The following is an 18,203-nucleotide window of genomic DNA, read 5'->3' as shown; positions in this document are numbered from 1 at the left end:
CGCCCGTCTGCGTGCGGATCGCGTCGCACACGCGCCGGCTCGCCGCGGCCGTGCCGGTGTTTCGCGCGTCGCTCGCCGCCGCTCACGTGCGGCGGCCGCTGCCCGGCACGCGGCTCTTTTCGGGTATCGACGGCGCGTCGGTGCTCGACGTCGACGCAGGACTCGACAAACTGGCCCGGCAGATCGCGGAGCCGGTCGAGTGGGCGGCCTGTCTTGCCGCATGCGTGGAGGCCGGTGCGACCGCGTTCCTCGAGCTCGGCCCCGGCCGCGCACTGGCCGAGATGGCCGGTAGCACATATCCCGCGCTGCCGGCGCGCAGCCTCGCGGATTTCCGTTCCGTCGACGGCGTCGCGAGCTGGCTCGCGCGCGTCGCGGTGGGCTGATCGACGGCCCGGAAGACCCTCGCCGGAGTCGCCTTTCGCACTGTGTGTTGCGCCGGCGCAGCAGCCTTGCAGCCGGCGCTTGCCACACGAATTGGCGTCGCTAAAATGGCGCCCGCCATGAGACCAGCCGCCTTCCTTCTCGCCGCGCTCTGCTGCGCGGCGAGCGCCCACGCCAGCCAGATTCCGTCCGACGCCGCATCGGTTGGCACATACTTTTCGTATGACAATGCGGCGGCCGACGCGACCGTCGACCTGATCGAGCAGGCGCAGCGTCGCGTGTTGCTGGCCGGCTATACGCACGTGCCGCCGGCGGTCGCGAGCGCGCTGCGCGCGGCCCGCTCGCGCGGGATCGAGGTGCGTGTCGTGCTCGTGCGTTCGCCGCACGCGGGCCGGTACAGCGGCGCGGGCTATCTGAAAGCGTCGGGTATCGACGTGGCGATCGAGTCGCGGCACGGCGATCCCGCGCCGCGCTTCGTGATCGTGGACGACAGCGTCGCGCTGACGACGCTGTCCGAAGGGGCGGCTGCGCATGCGGAAACGGTGAACGTGTTCCAGCGCGCGCCCGAGCTCGCGCAATCCTATGCGCAGTCGTTCTGGCGGCTGTACCGGCAGGCCGGCGGCCTCTGACCCTTTCCTTCGGTACCCGCGCGCCGGTGTGACCCTGCTTGCATCGGCGCCGCCGATGAACCATGCTCGTTGACAGGCGCCGACGCGGGTTTCGCGCATCCGGCGCAACGGCAGGGAGCCGAACGTGTTCGAGTGTTTTGCCGATCGTACCGATGCCGGCTGCCAGCTGGCCGGCGCGTTGCGCGATTATGCGGGCCGCGGCAATGTCGTCGTGCTCGCCTTGCCGCGCGGCGGTGTGCCCGTCGCGTATCCGGTCGCCCGCGCGCTGCACGCGCCGCTCGACGTGCTGGTCGTACGCAAGCTCGGCGTGCCGTCCGATCCCGAGCTCGCGATGGGCGCGATCGCGACGGGCGGTGCGATTCATCTGCAGCGTTCGGTGCTCCGCTCGATGGGCGTGTCCGACGCGCAGCTCGCCGATGTGATCGCGCGCGAGACCGTCGAACTGCATCGCCGCGAGGCGCTGTATCGCGGTGCCGCGCCGCCGCTGCCGGTCGAGGGCCGCATTGCGATCGTCGTCGACGACGGCGTCGCGACCGGCGCGTCGATGCGCGTCGCGCTGCAGACGTTGCGCGAGCGTCACCCGGCGCGCATCGTCGCGGCTGTGCCGGTCGCGCCGGCGGGTGCGCGGCACGCGTTCGACGATCTGGCCGATGCGTTCGTCACGGTGTGGCAGCCGCTGCCGTTCTTCGGGATCAGCCAGTTCTACGCGCGCTTCGAGCAGACGAGCGACGACGAGGTACGCGCGTTGCTCGACGCGGCCCGGCCCTGACGCGGCATCACGTGCGCCTGATGCGGCGCGGGCGGGGGCGACGGGTTTCGGCCCAGGCGAACAGGCGCTGCAGCATCGGATGGACCTCCCCGCGCCAGCGCACCCCGGTAAACAGCCCGTAGTGATCGCAGTCGCCGATGTCGATGCGGTAGCGCTCGTCGTCGGCGAGGCCGCTGCACATGTCGAGCGCCGCATGCGTCTGGCCGGCGCCCGTGACCGCGTCGCATGCGCCTTCGACGGTCAGCAGCGCGACGCCGCGCAGCGCGGCCGGCTCGACGCGCCGCCCACCCACGTCCCAGGTACCGACCGCGAGGCTCATGCGCTGGAACACGATGTCGACCGTGTCGAGGAAATACTCGGCGGGCATGTCGAGCAGCGCCGTGTATTCGAGCAGCGCACGCCGTGCGCCGGCGAGCCCGGTCATGTCGAAGCGCGACGCGGCCAGCGCGTACGCTTCGATCAGCGACAGGAAGCGCTGCGGGTACACGAGCGCGATCTCGCCCTGCTGCAGGTAGGTGGGAAACACGTGGCGGCCGTGCCCCGCGAAACCCGGCGGCACGACGTCGATCAGGTGGCGGCGGCACCAGCCTAGCGAATGGGCCGCGGCGGCGGTGCCGAGCGCGCTCGGATTCCGGCGCGCGTCGAGCGGGCCGCCGATCAGCGTGACGCTCGCGGGCGGCGCGAGACCGCGAGCGGCGCGCAGCGCGAGCGCGCCGAGCACCGGCACGGTTGCCTGGCACACGGCGACGACATGCAGCGGCCGGTCGTCGTGCGCGAGCCCGTCGACGAAGCCGTCGAGCGTCGCGACATATTCGTCGAGCCCGAAGCGGCCCGCCGCGAGCGGCACGTCGCGCGCATTGCGCCAGTCGGTCACGCAGACGTCGCCGTCCGCGAGCAGCGTCTCGACGGTTTCCCGCATCATCACGGCCGCATGCCCGGCGAGCGGCGCGCAGAGCAGTACCGTGCGCCGCGCGTCGACGCGCGTGAAGCGCCGCAGGTCGCAGAACGGCGTGCGCGCGACGATGCGCTCGGCGACGGCCGGCCACCCGATGTCGAAGTGCGGGGGCTCGCCCGGCGGCCCGAGCAGCGGCTCGAACAGGTCGTCGTAGCACGACGATGCGGCGTGCGGCAGCGTGGCCGCGGGCCACGCGTCGAACGCATGCCGCGTCGCCGCGCGCCAGGCGCGCATCCATTCCCGCTGCTGCTCGACGAGGGCGTACCACATGGCGAACCTTGGGGCGGAAGGGGCGTGAACTTGCATTATGGTCACTGCGGCCGGACAACGTGAGCCCCGCGTGCGGCCGGCCGAGGCGCATCAAGCGCACGGGCGCGCTAGGCGAAGCCCTGTAGCGCTGCTACAGTCGTCGATCCCATTCCCTCAAGCGGAGCGTTTGCGATGAAGCTGATCGGCATGCTGGATTCCCCGTTCGTGCGCCGTGTCGCCATTTCGGCGAAGCTGCTCGACCTCCCGTTCGAACACGAGTCGCTCTCGGTGTTCCGTCATGTCGAGCAGTTCAGGGCGATCAATCCGGTCGTCAAGGCACCGACGCTCGTGACCGACGACGGTGCGACGCTGATGGATTCGTCGCTGATCGTCGATTATCTCGATCATCGGGTCGCGCCCGCGCGGCGGCTGCTGCCCGAGGATGCCGCCGCGCGCCTGAACACGCTCGTGCCGGTCGGTTTCGCGCTGGCAGCTGCCGAGAAGAGCGTGCAGGTCGTCTACGAGCAGGCGCTGCGTCCGGCCGACAAGCAGCACGCGCCGTGGCTCGAGCGCGTGCTGAGCCAGATCGAGGGCGCATACGGTGCACTGGAGCCGCTCGTCGCCGCCGCGAACGGCTGGTTCGGCGGCGCGCGCCTGCTGCAGTCCGACGTGACGGTGGCGGTCGCATGGCGCTTCACGCAGTTCATGGCGGCCGACTACCCGGTACTCGCGCGGATCGATCCGGCCCGTTATCCGGCGCTCGCCGCGCATTCCGCGCGGGCGGAAGCGCTGCCGGCCTTCGTCGAAACGCCGCTTGCGTAGGCCCGCCGGCGGGCTATCCGGCTGCTGCGGGCAGCCCGCCGGGCCTTGCCAGGCAAGCGTCGGCGGATTGTTCTCCGCGGCTGACAAGTGACTTCGCATTCGCGCGGTTTATCCGGCGGGCGCCGATCCCTAGAATCCACTCCATCGAATGACGCCTTGCCTGATGGAGCTGATGATGCGAACCCTGATCGAATCGAGCCTGTACCACCCGTCCGTCGTGTTGCCGCTTGCCGCGCTGACGCAGTTGATGGTCGAGCGCGATTTCAATCTCGGTCAGGTCGGGCTGATCGTCGCGACGCGTGGTGCACAGGCGGCCGTGTCGCGATCGCGCGCACTGCTGTTCTGCCGCAACTGCGAAGCGCACGCATGAGCGCGTACGCGGCGAGGGGATGAAAAAAAGCCCGGCCGGCGCAAGCCGGTCGGGCGGATCGGATTCGATCGGACCCCGGCTTCGGCCGGGGTTTTTCATGGGCGACGCTCAGGCGCGTGCGGTCGACACGGCAGGGTACATACCCGAATCGTCGTCCTCGCGCATCTGGCGCACGAGCTGGTGGGCTTCGCGGCGCGTCGCGACGGCCGGCGGCGAGCCCTTGAGCGGCTGGCGTGCGGTTTCGGCGAGCGCGACGACCGACACGATGCCGATCACGGCGGCGCCCATCATGTAGTACGCGGGCATCATCAGGTTGTGCGTGACGTCGACGAGCCACGCGGTGACCAGCGGCGTCGTGCCGCCGAACAGCGACACCGACACGTTGAAGCCGATGGCGAGCGCGCCGTAGCGGATCTCGGTCGGGAACAGTGCCGGCAGCGCCGACGGCATCACGCCGGTAAAGCACGACAGCAGCACGCCGAGGATCAGCAGGCCGCCGAACACCGATGCCGTGGTGCCGGCATGGATCAGCATCATCGACGGGATCGACAGCGCGAGCAGGCCGACGCAGCCGGCGAGCATCACGGGCTTGCGGCCGATCCGGTCGGACAGGCGGCCGGCGGCGAGCGTCAGCGGCATCATCAGCACCATCACGATCAGCACGAGCACGAGGCTGTGCGATTCGTCGAAATGCAGCGTCGACGACATGAAGCTCGGCAGGTACGACAGCACCATGTAGTCGATCACGTTGAAGATCAGCACGAGGCCGACGCACAGCAGCAGCGCACGCCAGTTGCGCATCAGCGTTTCGCGGAAGCGCGCCTTCGGCACGGCCTTGTCCTGCGCTTCGCGCTCCTCGGCCTGGCGCTTGAACGCCGGCGTTTCCTCGAGCTTCATCCGGATGTACAGGCCGATCAGGCCGAGCGGGCCGGCGATCAGGAACGGCACACGCCAGCCCCACGACAGCAGCGCCTCCTGCGACAGCGACGCGGTGAGCAGCGCGACGACACCGGCACCCATCACATAGCCGATCAGCGTGCCGAATTCGAGGAAGCTGCCCATGAAGCCGCGGCGCTTGTCGGTCGAGAACTCGGCGATGAAGGTGGCCGCGCCGCCGTATTCGCCGCCGGTCGAGAAGCCCTGCACGAGGCGGGCGACGAGCAGCAGCACGGGCGCCATGATGCCGATCGACGCGTAGCTGGGAATGAGGCCGATCGCGAAGGTGCCGACGGCCATCATGATCATCGTGGCGGCGAGCACGCGCTGGCGGCCGATGCGGTCGCCGAGCGGGCCGAACACCATGCCGCCGAGCGGGCGCACGAGGAAGGCGGCCGCGAACGTGCCGAAGGTGGCGAGCAGCTGCGCGGACGGGCTGCTGGACGGGAAGAACACCTTGCCGAGCGTGACGGCGATGTAGCTGTAGACGCCGAAGTCGAACCATTCCATCGCATTGCCGATGGCCATCGCGCTGACGGCGCGCTTGAGCAGGCTCTGGTCGACGACGGTGATGTCGTCCGCGACGAGCGGGGCTTCGCCGGATGACGAAGCGGAGGAAGAGGCAGCGGTCGGGCTGACGTGTGTTGCGGTCAAGGTCATGCACTCCTTTGACTGCGCCGGAACGGGCGGGCCGTCCGACACGGTTTGCCGGCGAGCGCGGTGTCGTGCGCGGCGCGTCGGGGCAGACCATTAAGCACTTACTGCACAAGCGGCGGTAAAGGGCCGTAAGGGGCTGCTTCGACGCGGGCCCGATGGGCCGTCGCGACAGTGCGCTCATGAAGAATGGGCCGCGTGATGCAAGCGGCAGATGCCGGTGCGGACGATGTCCGGCGTTCCGGCAAGCGCCCCGGAGGGGCAACGAAACGAGAAAAGCGGGCCTGTCGGGCGGGCTTTCCTGTGGGTGCAATTTCGGTCGAAGGGCCGGCTCGCAACGCGCGGACGGACTTCTCTCGAAATCGAATAGACAGAGATTGAATGTTGAAACAGGCGACATGATAGCACGATGACGGATGATCGTGCAAATTGCCGGGAAGCGCCCGTCTGGCGGGGCGTTCGGCGGGGGCGGCTCGGGTATGATCGGCGGCGCGCGGCGGGGCCGTGCCGCCTCGCGGTGGCGGGGGCGAATTCACGAGGAACCGGATGACCGAACTGATGAGGATCGCGGCGCTGTTCGCCGCCACCGCGCTGGCCGAAATCGTCGGCTGTTACCTGCCGTGGCTCGTGCTGAAGGAGGGGCGGCCGGTGTGGCTGCTGCTGCCGGCCGCGCTGTCGCTCGCGTTGTTCGCGTGGCTGCTGACGCTGCACCCGAGTGCGGCGGGGCGCACCTATGCCGCGTACGGCGGCGTGTACATCGCGGTGGCGCTGGTCTGGCTGCGAGTGGTCGACGGCGTCGCGCTGACCCGCTGGGACGTGGCCGGCGCGGCGCTCGCGCTCGGCGGAATGGCGGTCATCGCGCTGCAGCCGCGCGCGTGAGCGCGGCCGCGGCGCATGCCGTGTGCCGTGTGTTTCAGGCCGTTTCGGCGGCGCCTGCGTCGGCGGACTTGCGCCATACGCAGGTGCCCTTGACCGACTTGTCGAGCTCGTCGAGCTGCGCCTGGTGCGCGGCGAGCTCGTCGTCGCTCGCGGCCACCACGGCCAGGTCGAGCGCGGCGAGCGACACGCGCTGGCCGTTTGCCGCGCCGCCGTCGGCACCCGCGTCGTCGAGCATGTCGATCACGAGGCTGTCCTGGCCGCGCGTCATCGCGAGATAGACCTCGGCGAGCAGTTCCGAGTCGAGCAGTGCGCCGTGCAGCGTACGGTGCGCGTTGCTGATGCCGAAGCGGTCGCACAGCGCGTCGAGCGAGTTGCGCTTGCCGGGGAACATCTGCTTGGCCTGCACGAGCGTGTCGATCACGCCGCCGCAATGTTCTGTGAACGGCGGCAGGCCGAGCCGCGCGAATTCCGCGTCGAGAAAGCCAAGGTCGAACGGCGCATTGTGGATGATCAGCTCGGCGTCCTTCACGAAGTCGCGGATCTGGTCGGCGACTTCCGCGAATTTCGGCTTGTCGCTGAGGAATTCGGTCGTGAGGCCGTGCACCGCCAGCGCGCCCGGATCGCTGTCGCGCTCGGGGTTCACGTAGAAGTGCAGGTTGTTGCCGGTGAGCCGCCGGTTCAGCAGCTCGACGCAGCCGATTTCGATGAGGCGGTCGCCCGTGCGGGCGTTCAGGCCGGTGGTTTCGGTATCGAGAATGATCTGGCGCATGTCGGGGAAAACGTAGGAAACAGGGGGCGGCCCGCGTTCAGGCCGTGAGCGATTCGACGCCGCGATTCGCGAGCGCATCCGCGCGCTCGTTTTCGGGATGGCCCGCGTGGCCCTTGACCCAGCGCCACTCGACCTCGTGCTGCGCGACGAGCGCGTCGAGCCGCTTCCACAGGTCGGCGTTCTTCACGGGCGTCTTCGCCGCGGTGACCCAGCCTTTTTTCTTCCAGCCGTGGATCCACTCGCTGATGCCTTTCTGCACGTATTGCGAGTCGGTGTGCACGATCACCTGGCACGGCCGCTTCAGCGCTTCGAGCGCGGCGATTACGCCCATCAGCTCCATGCGGTTGTTGGTCGTGTTCGGCTCGCCGCCGAACAGCTCCTTTTCCTTGTCGCCGTAGCGCATCAATGCGCCCCAGCCGCCGGGGCCGGGGTTGCCCTTGCAGGCGCCGTCGGTATAGATGTCGATCGTATCGATTGTCATGAATGTTCTTGATGGGTGGTCGGGGAGGCCGCCGGCGTCAGGCCCGGTGCGAGCACGGGTTTCTTCATCCGGATCTGGCCGACGAGGCGCATGCCGCGCACGCGCTTGACGGCCGTCACCATGTAGACGGCGCCGAAGATCGGCCACCAGCGGTCGCCGGCGGCTTCCATGAAGCCGTAGCGGGCCAGCCACTTGTCGGTGACGAGCGGCGGCCGGTAGCAGCCGAAGCGGCCGCGTTCGAGGTCGAAGCCGAGCAGCTTGATCCAGTCCTTGAGCCGGATGAACGCGATCTGGTCGCGCGTGGCCGGCACGAACGGACGGTTCGCCATGCGCCCGAACGATTGCCGCATGCCCCACAGGCTGAGCGAATTGAAGCCGGTGATCACGAGCTGGCCTTCCGGCATCAGCACGCGCTCGGCCTCGCGCAGCAGGCGGTGCGGATCGGACGTGAATTCGAGCGTGTGCGGCATCACGATCAGGTCGACGCTCTGCGACTCGAACGGCAGGTCGAGCAGGTCGCACCAGGTCGTGCTGCGATCGGCGGGTGCATGCTCGGGCGAATGGGCTTCGCGGGCCCACGGATACTGATAGGGCGCGCTCGCGCCGCTCGCCGGATCGAGCACGAGGCCGCGATACGGCATGCGGTTCTCGCGCAGCGCGTCGAGCTGCGGCAGGCCGAGCTGCAGCGCGTGGAACCCGAAGACGTCGGACACGATCCGGTCGAGCTGCGCCTGCTCCCAGCCCAGCACGTAGCGGCCGGGAGGCGAGTCGGTCCAGGCGGGCCAGTCTATAATTTGACGGTCAGACATAACGATGATTGCGCGCCCATGAACGAGCTGGAATACGTGCCGGTTCCGGCATTCGATGACAACTATATCTGGCTCGTCTCGGACGGCCGCGATGCGATCGCCGTCGATCCGGGTGAAGCCGCGCCGGTGCGCCGGGTTCTTGCCGAACGAGGCTGGCGGTTGACCGCTATTTTACTCACGCACCATCATGCCGACCACGTCGGCGGTGTCGCGGCACTGCGCGATAGCCAACCGGACGATGCTCCGCTCGCGGTTTACGGCCCCGCGGCCGAGGCTATCGGCGTGGTCACGCGGCCGCTTGCAGGCGGCGATCGCGTGACGCTCGACGCACCGTCCGTCGCATTCGACGTGCTCGACGTGCCCGGACACACGCGCGGCCACATCGCCTATTTCCAGGCGGCCGGGCCGCGCAACGCGGCGCCGCACGTGTTCTGCGGCGATACGCTGTTCTCGTGCGGCTGCGGCCGCCTGTTCGAGGGCACGCCCGCGCAGATGCTCGCGTCGCTCGATGCGCTCGCCGCACTGCCGGGCGACACGCGCGTGCATTGTGCCCACGAATACACGCTGTCCAATATTCGCTTCGCGCTCGCATGCGAGCCCGGCAATGCGGCGCTCGCTGCGTGGCGCGACGAAGCGCAGGCGCTGCGCGCGCGGGGTGTGCCGACGCTGCCCACTACGATTGCTCACGAGCGTGCCGTTAACCCGTTCATGCGGGCGGACAGCGCGGCGATTCATGCCACGCTCGAGGCCGAGTTGCATGAAACGGTGCCGGATCGTCTGACGGCATTCACGCTGATGCGCGAATGGAAAAACCGGTTCCGATGACGATTTTCGGAGGACTCCAAAGCTCAAGCGGTGTCTGTAAAAATTGCTCCAAATGTAGGATTTCGCTGAGTTTTCGGTGTTTTTATTGACGTGAAGCACGCACTTCCGTAGTATCGCCTGCAATTTCCAGCCGTCGGAAGCCGAGATTTTCATGCGACTTATATTGAGTGCGATGGTGGTCCTGCTGCTCGCCGCTTGTGCGAGCCAGGCCCCTGTCGCCAACAACGCCGCCGATTCGCAGGCGACGTCCAACTACCTCCGTAAATCAGCCACCGCCAAAGAAACTGTCGACGTCGACAAGCAATCCGTCGGCGACCTGACCAGTGCAGACTCCGATCTCTGGGGCCGCATCCGCCGCGGTTTCCAGATGCCCGACCTGCAGAGCGACCTCGTCGACATGCAGACGACCTGGTACACGCAGCGGCCCGATTACGTGCAGCGCATGACCGAGCGCTCGCAGAAGTACCTGTATCACATCGTCGAGGAGCTCGAGGCGCGTCACATGCCGACCGAGCTCGCGCTGCTGCCGTTCATCGAGTCCGCGTACAACCCGCAGGCGCTGTCGGTCGCGAAGGCGGCCGGCATGTGGCAGTTCATGCCCGGCACGGGTCGTACCTACAACCTGAAGCGCAACATGTGGCAGGACGAGCGCCGCGACGTGCTTGCGTCGACGAGCGCCGCGCTCGACTACCTGTCGCGCCTGCATGACATGTTCGGTGACTGGTATCTCGCGCTGGCCGCGTACAACTGGGGCGAGGGCAACGTGCAGCGTGCGATCGCGCGCAACCAGGCGGCCGGCCTGCCGACCGACTACCAGAACCTGCGGATGCCGAACGAGACGCGCAACTACGTGCCGAAGCTGCAGGCGGTGAAGAACATCATCGCGAGCCCGCAGCAGTATGGCCTGACGCTGCCGGACATCCCGAACCACCCGTATTTCGTGACGGTCACGACGTCGCGCGACATTGACGTGGCGGTCGCCGCGAAGCTCGCGAACCTGTCGCTCGACGAATTCCGTTCGCTGAACCCGTCGTTCTCGAAGCCGGTGATCCTCGGCGCGACCGAGCCGCAGATCCTGCTGCCGTTCGACAACGCGTCGGCGTTCGAGAAGAACCTGAAAGCCTACAGCGGCCAGCTTTCGTCGTGGACCACCTATACGGTCAGCGAACGCGCACGGCCGGCCGCGATCGCCGAGAAGATCGGCGTGGACGCCGATACGCTGATGTCGATCAACAAGATTCCGGCCGGCATGCGCCTGAAGCCGGGCTCGACGATCGTCGTGCCGCGCGGCGATGACGACGACGAGGACATCAGCGCCGACGTCGCCGAAAATGGCGCGCTCGCGATGGAACCCGATGTGCCCGACACGCGCAAGATGCTGATCCGCGTGCGCCGCAAGCAGTCGATGGCGGCGATCGCCGGCCGCTACGGCGTGTCGGTCGGCCAGCTCAAGGCGTGGAACCGCACGCACCGCGATCTCGTGATGCCGGGCCAGGCGCTCGTGCTGCACGTGCCGGTCGGCCGTTCGGTGCCGGCGGAGCCCGGTCCGGAACGGATCGCGACGTCGGCCGCCGGTGCGCACATCGAGCGCGCGAGCCTGGCGGTGGGCGGCAAGTCGCACGGCGCGAAGCGCGGCGCGGCGAAGCCGGCGGCCAAATCGACGAAAGCGACGAAAGCTGCGCCGGCCAAGGCCACAACGCATAAGGGCAAGAAGAAATAACGCAGTCGCGAGCGCATCGCGCGGCCGGCCCGGTTCGTGCGATTGCGTTATCATCCGACGAAATGCGACGAAACGCCGTCACCGAGGTGACGGCGTTTTTGTTTGTGCGCGGCGCGGGGGTGCCGCCTTGAATGCCTTCATATAACAAGGAGAGGCGATGTCGTCGGTGCAGGTGAGGGTGCTCGTGCTGTTTTCGGTCGGGTATTTCGTGTCGTATGTGTTTCGCGGCGTCAATCTGGGCTTCGCGCCGTTCGTCACGCACGAGCTCGGGTTGTCGGCCGCCGATCTCGGCCTGCTCACCAGTCTCTATTTCCTCGGCTTCGCGGGTGCGCAGATCCCGGCCGGCGTGATGCTCGATCACTTCGGCCCGCGCCGCGTGACGGCCGGCATGCTGCTGTTCGCGGCCGCCGGTGCGGCCGTGTTCGGCGCCGCGCACAGCCTCGGCACGATGATGGTCGGCCGGCTGCTGATCGGCGTCGGCGTATCGGTGTGTCTCGGCGCGGCGTTCAAGGCGCTCGCGCAGCATTTCCCGGTCGGCCGGCTGCCGCTCGTGAACGGTCTCGTGATGGCCGTGGGCGGCCTCGGCGGCGTGATGGTCGGCTCGCCGCTGACCTGGCTGCTCGGCTGGACGAGCTGGCGCGCGATCTGTTTCGGCCTCGCGGTGCTGACGGTGGCCGTCGCGGCGTCGATCGGCCTGGGCGCGCCGGAGGCGAAGCAGGTGCGTCACCAGGGTGGGCTCGTCAGCCAGTTCAAGGGCACGTGGCATATCCTGAGCAGCCGTGCGTTCTGGAAGATCTCGTCGTTCTCCGTCGTCACGCAGGGGGTGTTCTACGCGATGCAGTCGCTGTGGGTCGGGCCGTACCTGCGCGACGTCGCGGGGTTCGATGCGCCGCATGCGGCGCGCCTCGTGTCGGTGCTCGGCTTCGCGATGATGGCCGGCTGCGTCGGCTTCGGCGCCGCGGCGCGCGTGCTCGAGCGGCGCGGCGTGTCCGTGTACGCGTTCTGCGGCATCGGCATGGCGTTGTTCGTCGCGACGCAGGCCGCGATCGTGGCGCGCGTGCCATTGCCGCCGGCCGTTCTGTGGGCCGCATACGGGATGTTCGGCGGCGTCGGCATCCTGACCTACGCGGTGATGGCCGGACATTTTCCCGCGCATCTGATCGGCCGCGCGAACACGACGCTCACGCTCGTGATCTTCCTGCTGATCTTTGCGTTCCAGATCGGTGTCGGCGCGGTGCTGTCGCACTGGCCCGCGGTCGACGGCCGTTATCCGGCCGCCGCGCACTTCACGGCATGGGGCGTGTTGCTCGCGCTGCAGCTCGCGAGCGCGGTCTGGTACGTATGGCCCGCGCGCGGCGCTGGCCAAGTACACTGATCCGGCGGTACGCTCGGGGCAGGGCGGCCGCGTAAAACGGGGCCGCAGCGCGCTGCTTCGCGCCGCCGCGCGTCGCGCACGCACGATCGGACGGCCGTATCGATTGAAGATAAGGCCATTTTCAGGCTATAATTTGAAAGTTTGTGCTGATCAACCTCGCACCCTAGCGCCTACCTCATACATCCCGTTCATCCGCCGCACGCCGCCTGCCGGGCGATGCCGCGAAGCCTCGTGCGCCACGCGCCGGGTTCGCGTCACGACAACGCAGGCCGCGTTCAGCTAGCGACCACGCGCGCCCACGCAGCGCGGCGCTCGCGCGGCAGGGTAAACAGGTCGGCAGCAGGGTGTTCCCCAAGGAGCCTCCCGTGTTGCCGTCTTTTACTCCCGCCTTGCTTGCACTCGCCGACGGCACGGTCTTTCGTGGTTATTCGATCGGGGCCGAAGGCCATACGATCGGCGAAGTCGTGTTCAATACCGCGATCACCGGCTATCAGGAAATCCTGACCGACCCGAGCTATTCGCGCCAGATCGTCACGCTCACCTATCCGCATATCGGCAACGTCGGCGTGAACGCCGAAGACGTCGAAGCCACGAAAGTCCATGCCGCCGGCCTGATCATCCGTGATCTGCCCACGCTCGCATCGAACTTCCGCATGGACCGCACGCTCGGCGACTACCTGCGCGACGAAGGCGTCGTCGCGATTGCCGGCATCGACACCCGCAAGCTGACCCGCATCCTGCGCGACAAGGGCGCGCAGAACGGCTGCATCCTGACGGGCTCGGACGACGAAGCGAAAGCGATCGAACTCGCGCGCTCGTTCCCGGGTCTCGCGGGCATGGATCTCGCGAAGGTCGTGTCGACCACGAAGCCGTTCGAGTGGAAGCAGACCGAATGGCGCCTCGAAGGCGGCTACGGCATGCAGGAAGCGCCGAAGTACCGTGTCGTCGCGTACGATTTCGGCGTCAAGTACAACATCCTGCGCATGCTCGCGGAACGCGGCTGCCACGTGACGGTGCTGCCGGCCGAGGCGAGCGCGGAAGATGCGCTCGCGCTGAATCCGGACGGCATTTTCCTGTCGAACGGCCCCGGCGATCCGGAACCGTGCGACTACGCGATCGCGGCCACGAAGCAATTCATCGAGCGCGGCGTGCCGACCTTCGGCATCTGCCTGGGTCACCAGATCATGGGCCTCGCGGTCGGCGCGAAGACGCTGAAGATGAAGACGGGCCACCACGGCGCGAACCACCCGGTGAAGGATCTCGGCGACGGCCGCGTGGTGATCACGTCGCAGAACCACGGCTTCGCGGTCGATGCGGATTCGCTGCCGGCCAACGCGCGCGTGACGCACGTGTCGCTGTTCGACGGCACGCTGCAGGGCTTCGAGCTGACCGACAAGCCGGCATTCTGCTTCCAGGGCCACCCGGAGGCATCGCCCGGCCCGCACGACATCGGCTATCTGTTCGACCGCTTCACCGCGCTGATGGACGCGGCGAAGCAGCGCAACGCTTAACGCAACCGACGCAACCGAAGGACGGGAGATTCGCATCATGTTCGGCCACGCACTCGGCATCACGGATATCTGGACCTACGTGTTCGGCGTGATCTTCATCATCCTGCTGCCGGGGCCGAACTCGATGTACGTGCTGTCGCTCGCGGCGCAGCGCGGCGTGAAGGCCGGCTATCGCGCGGCGTGCGGCGTGTTCGTCGGCGACACGGTGCTGATGGTGCTGTCCGCCGCCGGCGTCGCGTCGCTGCTGAAGGCGAATCCGCTGCTGTTCTCCGTCGTCAAGTACGGCGGCGCCGCGTATCTGCTCTACATCGGCACCGGCATGCTGCGCAGCGCGTGGCAGAAGCTGCGCGCGCGCGCCGATGCGCCGGCCGATGCACCGCTCGCGGTCGACGGCGAGCGCCCGTTCCGCAAGGCGCTGATCGTGAGCCTGCTGAATCCGAAGGCGATCCTGTTCTTCATCTCGTTCTTCATCCAGTTCGTCGACCCGGCATTCCCGCATCCCGCGCTGTCGTTCGTCGTGCTCGGGGCGATCGCGCAATGCGCGAGCTTCCTGTACCTGAGCACGCTGATCTTCGCGGGTGCGCGGCTCGCCGAGCACTTCCGCCGCCGCCGCAAGCTTGCAGCAGGCGCGGCGAGCAGCGTGGGCGGCCTGTTCATCGGTTTCTCGGTGAAGCTCGCGCTCGCCACGATGAGCTGAGCGCAGCCGGCCGACCCACGACAACGATTACTTATTGAATTCACAAGCCATGCCAAAACGCACAGACATCAAGAGCATCCTCATCATCGGCGCCGGCCCGATCATCATCGGCCAGGCGTGCGAGTTCGACTATTCGGGCGCGCAGGCTTGCAAGGCGTTGCGTGAGGAGGGCTACAAGGTCGTTCTCGTCAACAGCAACCCGGCGACGATCATGACCGACCCGAACACGGCCGACGTGACCTACATCGAGCCGATCACGTGGGAAGTCGTCGCACGCATCATCGAGAAGGAGCGCCCGGACGCGATCCTGCCGACGATGGGCGGCCAGACCGCGCTGAACTGCGCGCTCGACCTGCACCACCACGGCGTGCTCGAGAAGTTCGGCGTCGAGCTGATCGGCGCGTCGCCGGAAGCGATCGACAAGGCGGAAGACCGCCAGAAGTTCAAGGAAGCGATGACCAAGATCGGTCTCGGTTCCGCGAAGTCGGGTATCGCGCACTCGATGGAAGAAGCGACCCAGGTGCACGCCGAGATCATGGCCGGCACCGGCGGCAGCGGCTACCCGGTCGTGATCCGTCCGTCGTTCACGCTCGGCGGCTCGGGCGGCGGCATCGCGTACAACCGCGAAGAGTTCGAAGAGATCTGCAAGCGCGGTCTCGACCTGTCGCCCACGCGCGAGCTGCTGATCGAAGAGTCGCTGCTCGGCTGGAAGGAATACGAGATGGAAGTCGTGCGCGATCGCGCCGACAACTGCATCATCGTCTGCTCGATCGAGAACCTCGACCCGATGGGCGTGCACACCGGCGACTCGATCACGGTCGCGCCGGCGCAGACGCTCACCGACAAGGAATACCAGATCCTGCGTAACGCATCGCTCGCGGTGCTGCGCGAGATCGGCGTCGACACGGGCGGCTCGAACGTGCAGTTCTCGATCAATCCGAAGGACGGCCGTATGGTCGTCATCGAAATGAACCCGCGCGTGTCGCGTTCGTCGGCGCTCGCATCGAAGGCAACGGGCTTCCCGATCGCGAAGGTCGCGGCGAAGCTGGCCGTCGGCTACACGCTCGACGAGCTGAAGAACGAAATCACCGGCGGCCAGACGCCGGCGTCGTTCGAGCCGACCATCGACTACGTCGTCACGAAGATCCCGCGTTTCGCGTTCGAGAAGTTCCGTGAAGCCGATTCGCGCCTGACCACGCAGATGAAGTCGGTCGGCGAGGTGATGGCGATCGGCCGTACGTTCCAGGAGTCGTTCCAGAAGGCGCTGCGCGGCCTCGAAGTCGGTGTCGACGGTCTCGACGAGAAGTCGACCGACCGCGACGAGATCGCGATCGAGATCCACGAGCCAGGCCCGGATCGCATCTGGTACGTCGGTGATGCGTTCCGCATCGGCATGACGGCCGAGGAAATCTTCGCGGAAACCGCGATCGACCCGTGGTTCCTCGAGCAGATCGAGCAGATCATCCTGAAGGAAAAGGCGCTCGCGGGCCGCACGCTCGCATCGCTGACGTTCGACGAGCTGCGCTACCTGAAGCAGAGCGGCTTCTCCGACCGCCGCCTCGCGAAGCTGCTCGGCGCGACGCCGGAAGACGTCCGCAAGCGCCGCATCGAACTCAACGTGCGCCCGGTCTACAAGCGCGTCGACACGTGCGCGGCCGAGTTCGCGACGAAAACCGCGTACATGTACTCGACCTATGAGGAAGAGTGCGAGGCGCAGCCGACCACCAACAAGAAGATCATGGTGCTGGGCGGCGGCCCGAACCGGATCGGCCAGGGCATCGAGTTCGACTACTGCTGCGTGCACGCGGCGCTCGCGATGCGCGAGGACGGCTACGAAACGATCATGGTCAACTGCAACCCGGAAACGGTGTCGACCGACTACGACACGTCCGACCGCCTGTACTTCGAGCCGCTGACGCTCGAAGACGTGCTCGAGATCGTCGACAAGGAAAAGCCGGTCGGCGTGATCGTCCAGTACGGCGGCCAGACGCCGCTGAAGCTCGCGCTCGACCTCGAGGCGCACGGCGTGCCGATCGTCGGCACGTCGCCGGACATGATCGACGCGGCCGAAGACCGCGAACGCTTCCAGAAGCTGCTGCAGGACCTCGGCCTGCGCCAGCCGCCGAACCGCACCGCGCGCGCCGAAGACGAAGCGCTCGCACTGGCGGCCGAAATCGGCTATCCGCTGGTCGTGCGCCCGTCGTACGTGCTGGGCGGCCGCGCGATGGAAATCGTCCACGAGCCGCGCGACCTCGAGCGCTACATGCGCGAGGCCGTGAAGGTGTCGAACGATTCGCCGGTGCTGCTCGACCGCTTCCTGAACGACGCGATCGAGTGCGACGTCGACTGCATCTGCGACGGCGAATCCGTGTTCATCGGCGGCGTGATGGAGCACATCGAGCAGGCGGGCGTCCACTCGGGCGACTCGGCATGCTCGCTGCCGCCGTACTCGCTGTCGAAGGAGACCGTGGCCGAGCTGAAGCGCCAGACGGGCGCGATGGCGAAGGCGCTGAACGTGGTCGGTCTGATGAACGTTCAGTTCGCGATCCAGCAGGTGCCGCAGGCTGACGGTTCGAAGCAGGACATCATCTACGTGCTCGAAGTGAACCCGCGCGCATCGCGCACGGTGCCGTACGTGTCGAAGGCGACCAGCCTGCCGCTCGCGAAGATCGCGGCGCGCGCGATGGTCGGCCAGAAGCTCGCGCAGCAGGGCGTGACGAAGGAAGTCGAGCCGCCGTACTTCAGCGTGAAGGAAGCGGTGTTCCCGTTCGTCAAGTTCCCGACCGTCGATCCGGTTCTCGGGCCTGAAATGCGTTCGACCGGCGAAGTGATGGGCGTCGGCCAGACGTTCGGCGAAGCGCTGTTCAAGTCGCAGCTCGCGGCCGGTTCGCGCCTGCCGGAGTCGGGCACGGTGCTGCTGACCGTGATGGATGCGGACAAACCGAAGGCGGTCGAAGTCGCGCGCATGCTGCACGACCTCGGTTACCCGATCGTCGCGACGAAGGGCACGGCTGCCGCGATCGAAGCGGCCGGCGTGCCGGTGAAGGTCGTGAACAAGGTGAAGGACGGCCGTCCGCACATCGTCGACATGATCAAGAACGGCGAGATCGCACTCGTGTTCACGACGGTCGACGAAACGCGCCAGGCGATCGCCGATTCGCGTTCGATCCGCATGAGCGCGCAGGCGCACAAGGTCACGTACTACACGACGATGTCGGGCGCGCGCGCGGCAGTCGAAGGCTTGCGCTACCTGAAGGATCTGGAAGTCTATGATTTACAAGGTCTTCACGCTCGCCTAAACTAAGCAGTCAGTTACCTGTAGAAGCAACACGTGCCGCGATTAGGCGGTGTTTCCAGTGCATCGGAAACGCG

The 18,203-nt window shown here is 67.5% G+C and carries 16 protein-coding genes and 1 pseudogene; 12 read left to right on the top strand and 5 right to left on the bottom strand.

The window, feature by feature from the left end:
- The 3 genes and pseudogenes from DPV74_RS06505 to DPV74_RS06495 all read left to right on the top strand — a co-directional run.
- A pseudogene (locus DPV74_RS06505) lies at positions 1 to 383 on the top strand (malonate decarboxylase subunit epsilon); the annotation flags it as partial.
- Between the two features lie 105 nt (positions 384 to 488).
- On the top strand, positions 489 to 1,010 hold the full coding sequence (locus DPV74_RS06500; RefSeq protein WP_027787890.1) for a phospholipase D-like domain-containing protein: 522 nt from the start codon (positions 489 to 491) through the stop codon (positions 1,008 to 1,010).
- A 124-nt stretch (positions 1,011 to 1,134) separates the two neighbouring features.
- A complete protein-coding gene (locus tag DPV74_RS06495; RefSeq protein ID WP_060086566.1) occupies positions 1,135 to 1,779 on the top strand; it encodes a phosphoribosyltransferase in 645 nt (214 codons plus the stop codon).
- Between the two features lie 7 nt (positions 1,780 to 1,786).
- Here DPV74_RS06495 and DPV74_RS06490 read toward each other — a convergent pair whose 3' ends face one another.
- Entirely contained in the window at positions 1,787 to 3,004 is a 1,218-nt protein-coding gene (locus DPV74_RS06490) for a polyhydroxyalkanoate depolymerase (protein ID WP_060357352.1), read from the bottom strand.
- Between the two features lie 171 nt (positions 3,005 to 3,175).
- Here DPV74_RS06490 and DPV74_RS06485 point away from each other — a divergent pair, with 171 nt between their 5' ends.
- Positions 3,176 to 3,805, top strand: coding sequence for a glutathione S-transferase family protein (locus tag DPV74_RS06485; protein ID WP_059695575.1), 630 nt, complete (start codon positions 3,176 to 3,178; stop codon positions 3,803 to 3,805).
- A gap of 163 nt (positions 3,806 to 3,968) precedes the next feature.
- Entirely contained in the window at positions 3,969 to 4,175 is a 207-nt protein-coding gene (locus DPV74_RS06480; protein ID WP_080982016.1) for a hypothetical protein, read from the top strand.
- A gap of 108 nt (positions 4,176 to 4,283) precedes the next feature.
- Here DPV74_RS06480 and proP read toward each other — a convergent pair whose 3' ends face one another.
- Positions 4,284 to 5,771 carry a glycine betaine/L-proline transporter ProP gene (gene proP / locus DPV74_RS06475; RefSeq protein WP_119336803.1) on the bottom strand — a complete coding sequence of 496 codons (1,488 nt, stop codon included), beginning with the start codon at positions 5,769 to 5,771 and terminating at the stop codon, positions 4,284 to 4,286.
- A 540-nt stretch (positions 5,772 to 6,311) separates the two neighbouring features.
- Here proP and DPV74_RS06470 point away from each other — a divergent pair.
- Positions 6,312 to 6,644, top strand: a complete 333-nt coding sequence (locus tag DPV74_RS06470) for a YnfA family protein (protein WP_059527239.1) — start codon at positions 6,312 to 6,314, stop codon at positions 6,642 to 6,644.
- A gap of 34 nt (positions 6,645 to 6,678) precedes the next feature.
- On the opposite strand, the gene dnaQ is transcribed toward DPV74_RS06470, so the two are convergent.
- Genes dnaQ through DPV74_RS06455 form a run of 3 tightly spaced genes read right to left on the bottom strand, consistent with a single transcriptional unit; the run spans position 6,679 to position 8,703 of the window.
- Positions 6,679 to 7,413, bottom strand: coding sequence for a DNA polymerase III subunit epsilon (dnaQ, locus tag DPV74_RS06465; protein WP_060173808.1), 735 nt, complete (start codon positions 7,411 to 7,413; stop codon positions 6,679 to 6,681).
- A gap of 37 nt (positions 7,414 to 7,450) precedes the next feature.
- Positions 7,451 to 7,894, bottom strand: a complete 444-nt coding sequence (gene rnhA / locus DPV74_RS06460) for a ribonuclease HI (protein ID WP_021163370.1) — start codon at positions 7,892 to 7,894, stop codon at positions 7,451 to 7,453.
- Positions 7,891 to 8,703, bottom strand: a complete 813-nt coding sequence (locus DPV74_RS06455; RefSeq protein WP_027787882.1) for a class I SAM-dependent methyltransferase — start codon at positions 8,701 to 8,703, stop codon at positions 7,891 to 7,893. Before DPV74_RS06455 ends, rnhA begins: the two co-directional genes overlap by 4 nt.
- 18 nt (positions 8,704 to 8,721) lie before the next feature.
- Here DPV74_RS06455 and gloB point away from each other — a divergent pair, with 18 nt between their 5' ends.
- The 6 genes from gloB to carB all read left to right on the top strand — a co-directional run bounded on the left by gloB (position 8,722) and on the right by carB (position 18,135).
- The gene (gene gloB, locus DPV74_RS06450) at positions 8,722 to 9,528 is read left to right on the top strand and encodes a hydroxyacylglutathione hydrolase (protein ID WP_027787881.1); all 807 of its coding nucleotides are present in this window, start codon (positions 8,722 to 8,724) and stop codon (positions 9,526 to 9,528) included.
- A 151-nt stretch (positions 9,529 to 9,679) separates the two neighbouring features.
- Entirely contained in the window at positions 9,680 to 11,248 is a 1,569-nt protein-coding gene (locus DPV74_RS06445; protein WP_119336802.1) for a transglycosylase SLT domain-containing protein, read from the top strand.
- A 157-nt stretch (positions 11,249 to 11,405) separates the two neighbouring features.
- A complete protein-coding gene (locus DPV74_RS06440; protein WP_119336801.1) occupies positions 11,406 to 12,623 on the top strand; it encodes a nitrate/nitrite transporter in 1,218 nt (405 codons plus the stop codon).
- 365 nt (positions 12,624 to 12,988) lie between these two features.
- Complete coding sequence (gene carA, locus DPV74_RS06435; RefSeq protein ID WP_027787879.1) at positions 12,989 to 14,134, top strand: glutamine-hydrolyzing carbamoyl-phosphate synthase small subunit; 1,146 nt, start codon at positions 12,989 to 12,991, stop codon at positions 14,132 to 14,134.
- Positions 14,135 to 14,171: 37 nt separating this feature from the next.
- Positions 14,172 to 14,831 (top strand): leucine efflux protein LeuE, encoded by a 660-nt coding sequence (leuE, locus tag DPV74_RS06430; RefSeq protein ID WP_059620705.1) that lies wholly within the window; start codon positions 14,172 to 14,174, stop codon positions 14,829 to 14,831.
- Between the two features lie 49 nt (positions 14,832 to 14,880).
- Positions 14,881 to 18,135 (top strand): carbamoyl-phosphate synthase large subunit, encoded by a 3,255-nt coding sequence (gene carB / locus DPV74_RS06425; protein WP_119336800.1) that lies wholly within the window; start codon positions 14,881 to 14,883, stop codon positions 18,133 to 18,135.
- The last annotated feature ends 68 nt before the right edge of the window (positions 18,136 to 18,203 follow it).

It is taken from the genome of Burkholderia sp. HAN2018, from assembly GCF_024704855.1.
Taxonomy (GTDB): Bacteria; Pseudomonadota; Gammaproteobacteria; order Burkholderiales; family Burkholderiaceae; genus Burkholderia; species Burkholderia cepacia.
The sequence above is the reverse complement of the archived record's forward strand: the minus strand, read 5'-3'. Positions and strand labels throughout refer to the sequence as shown.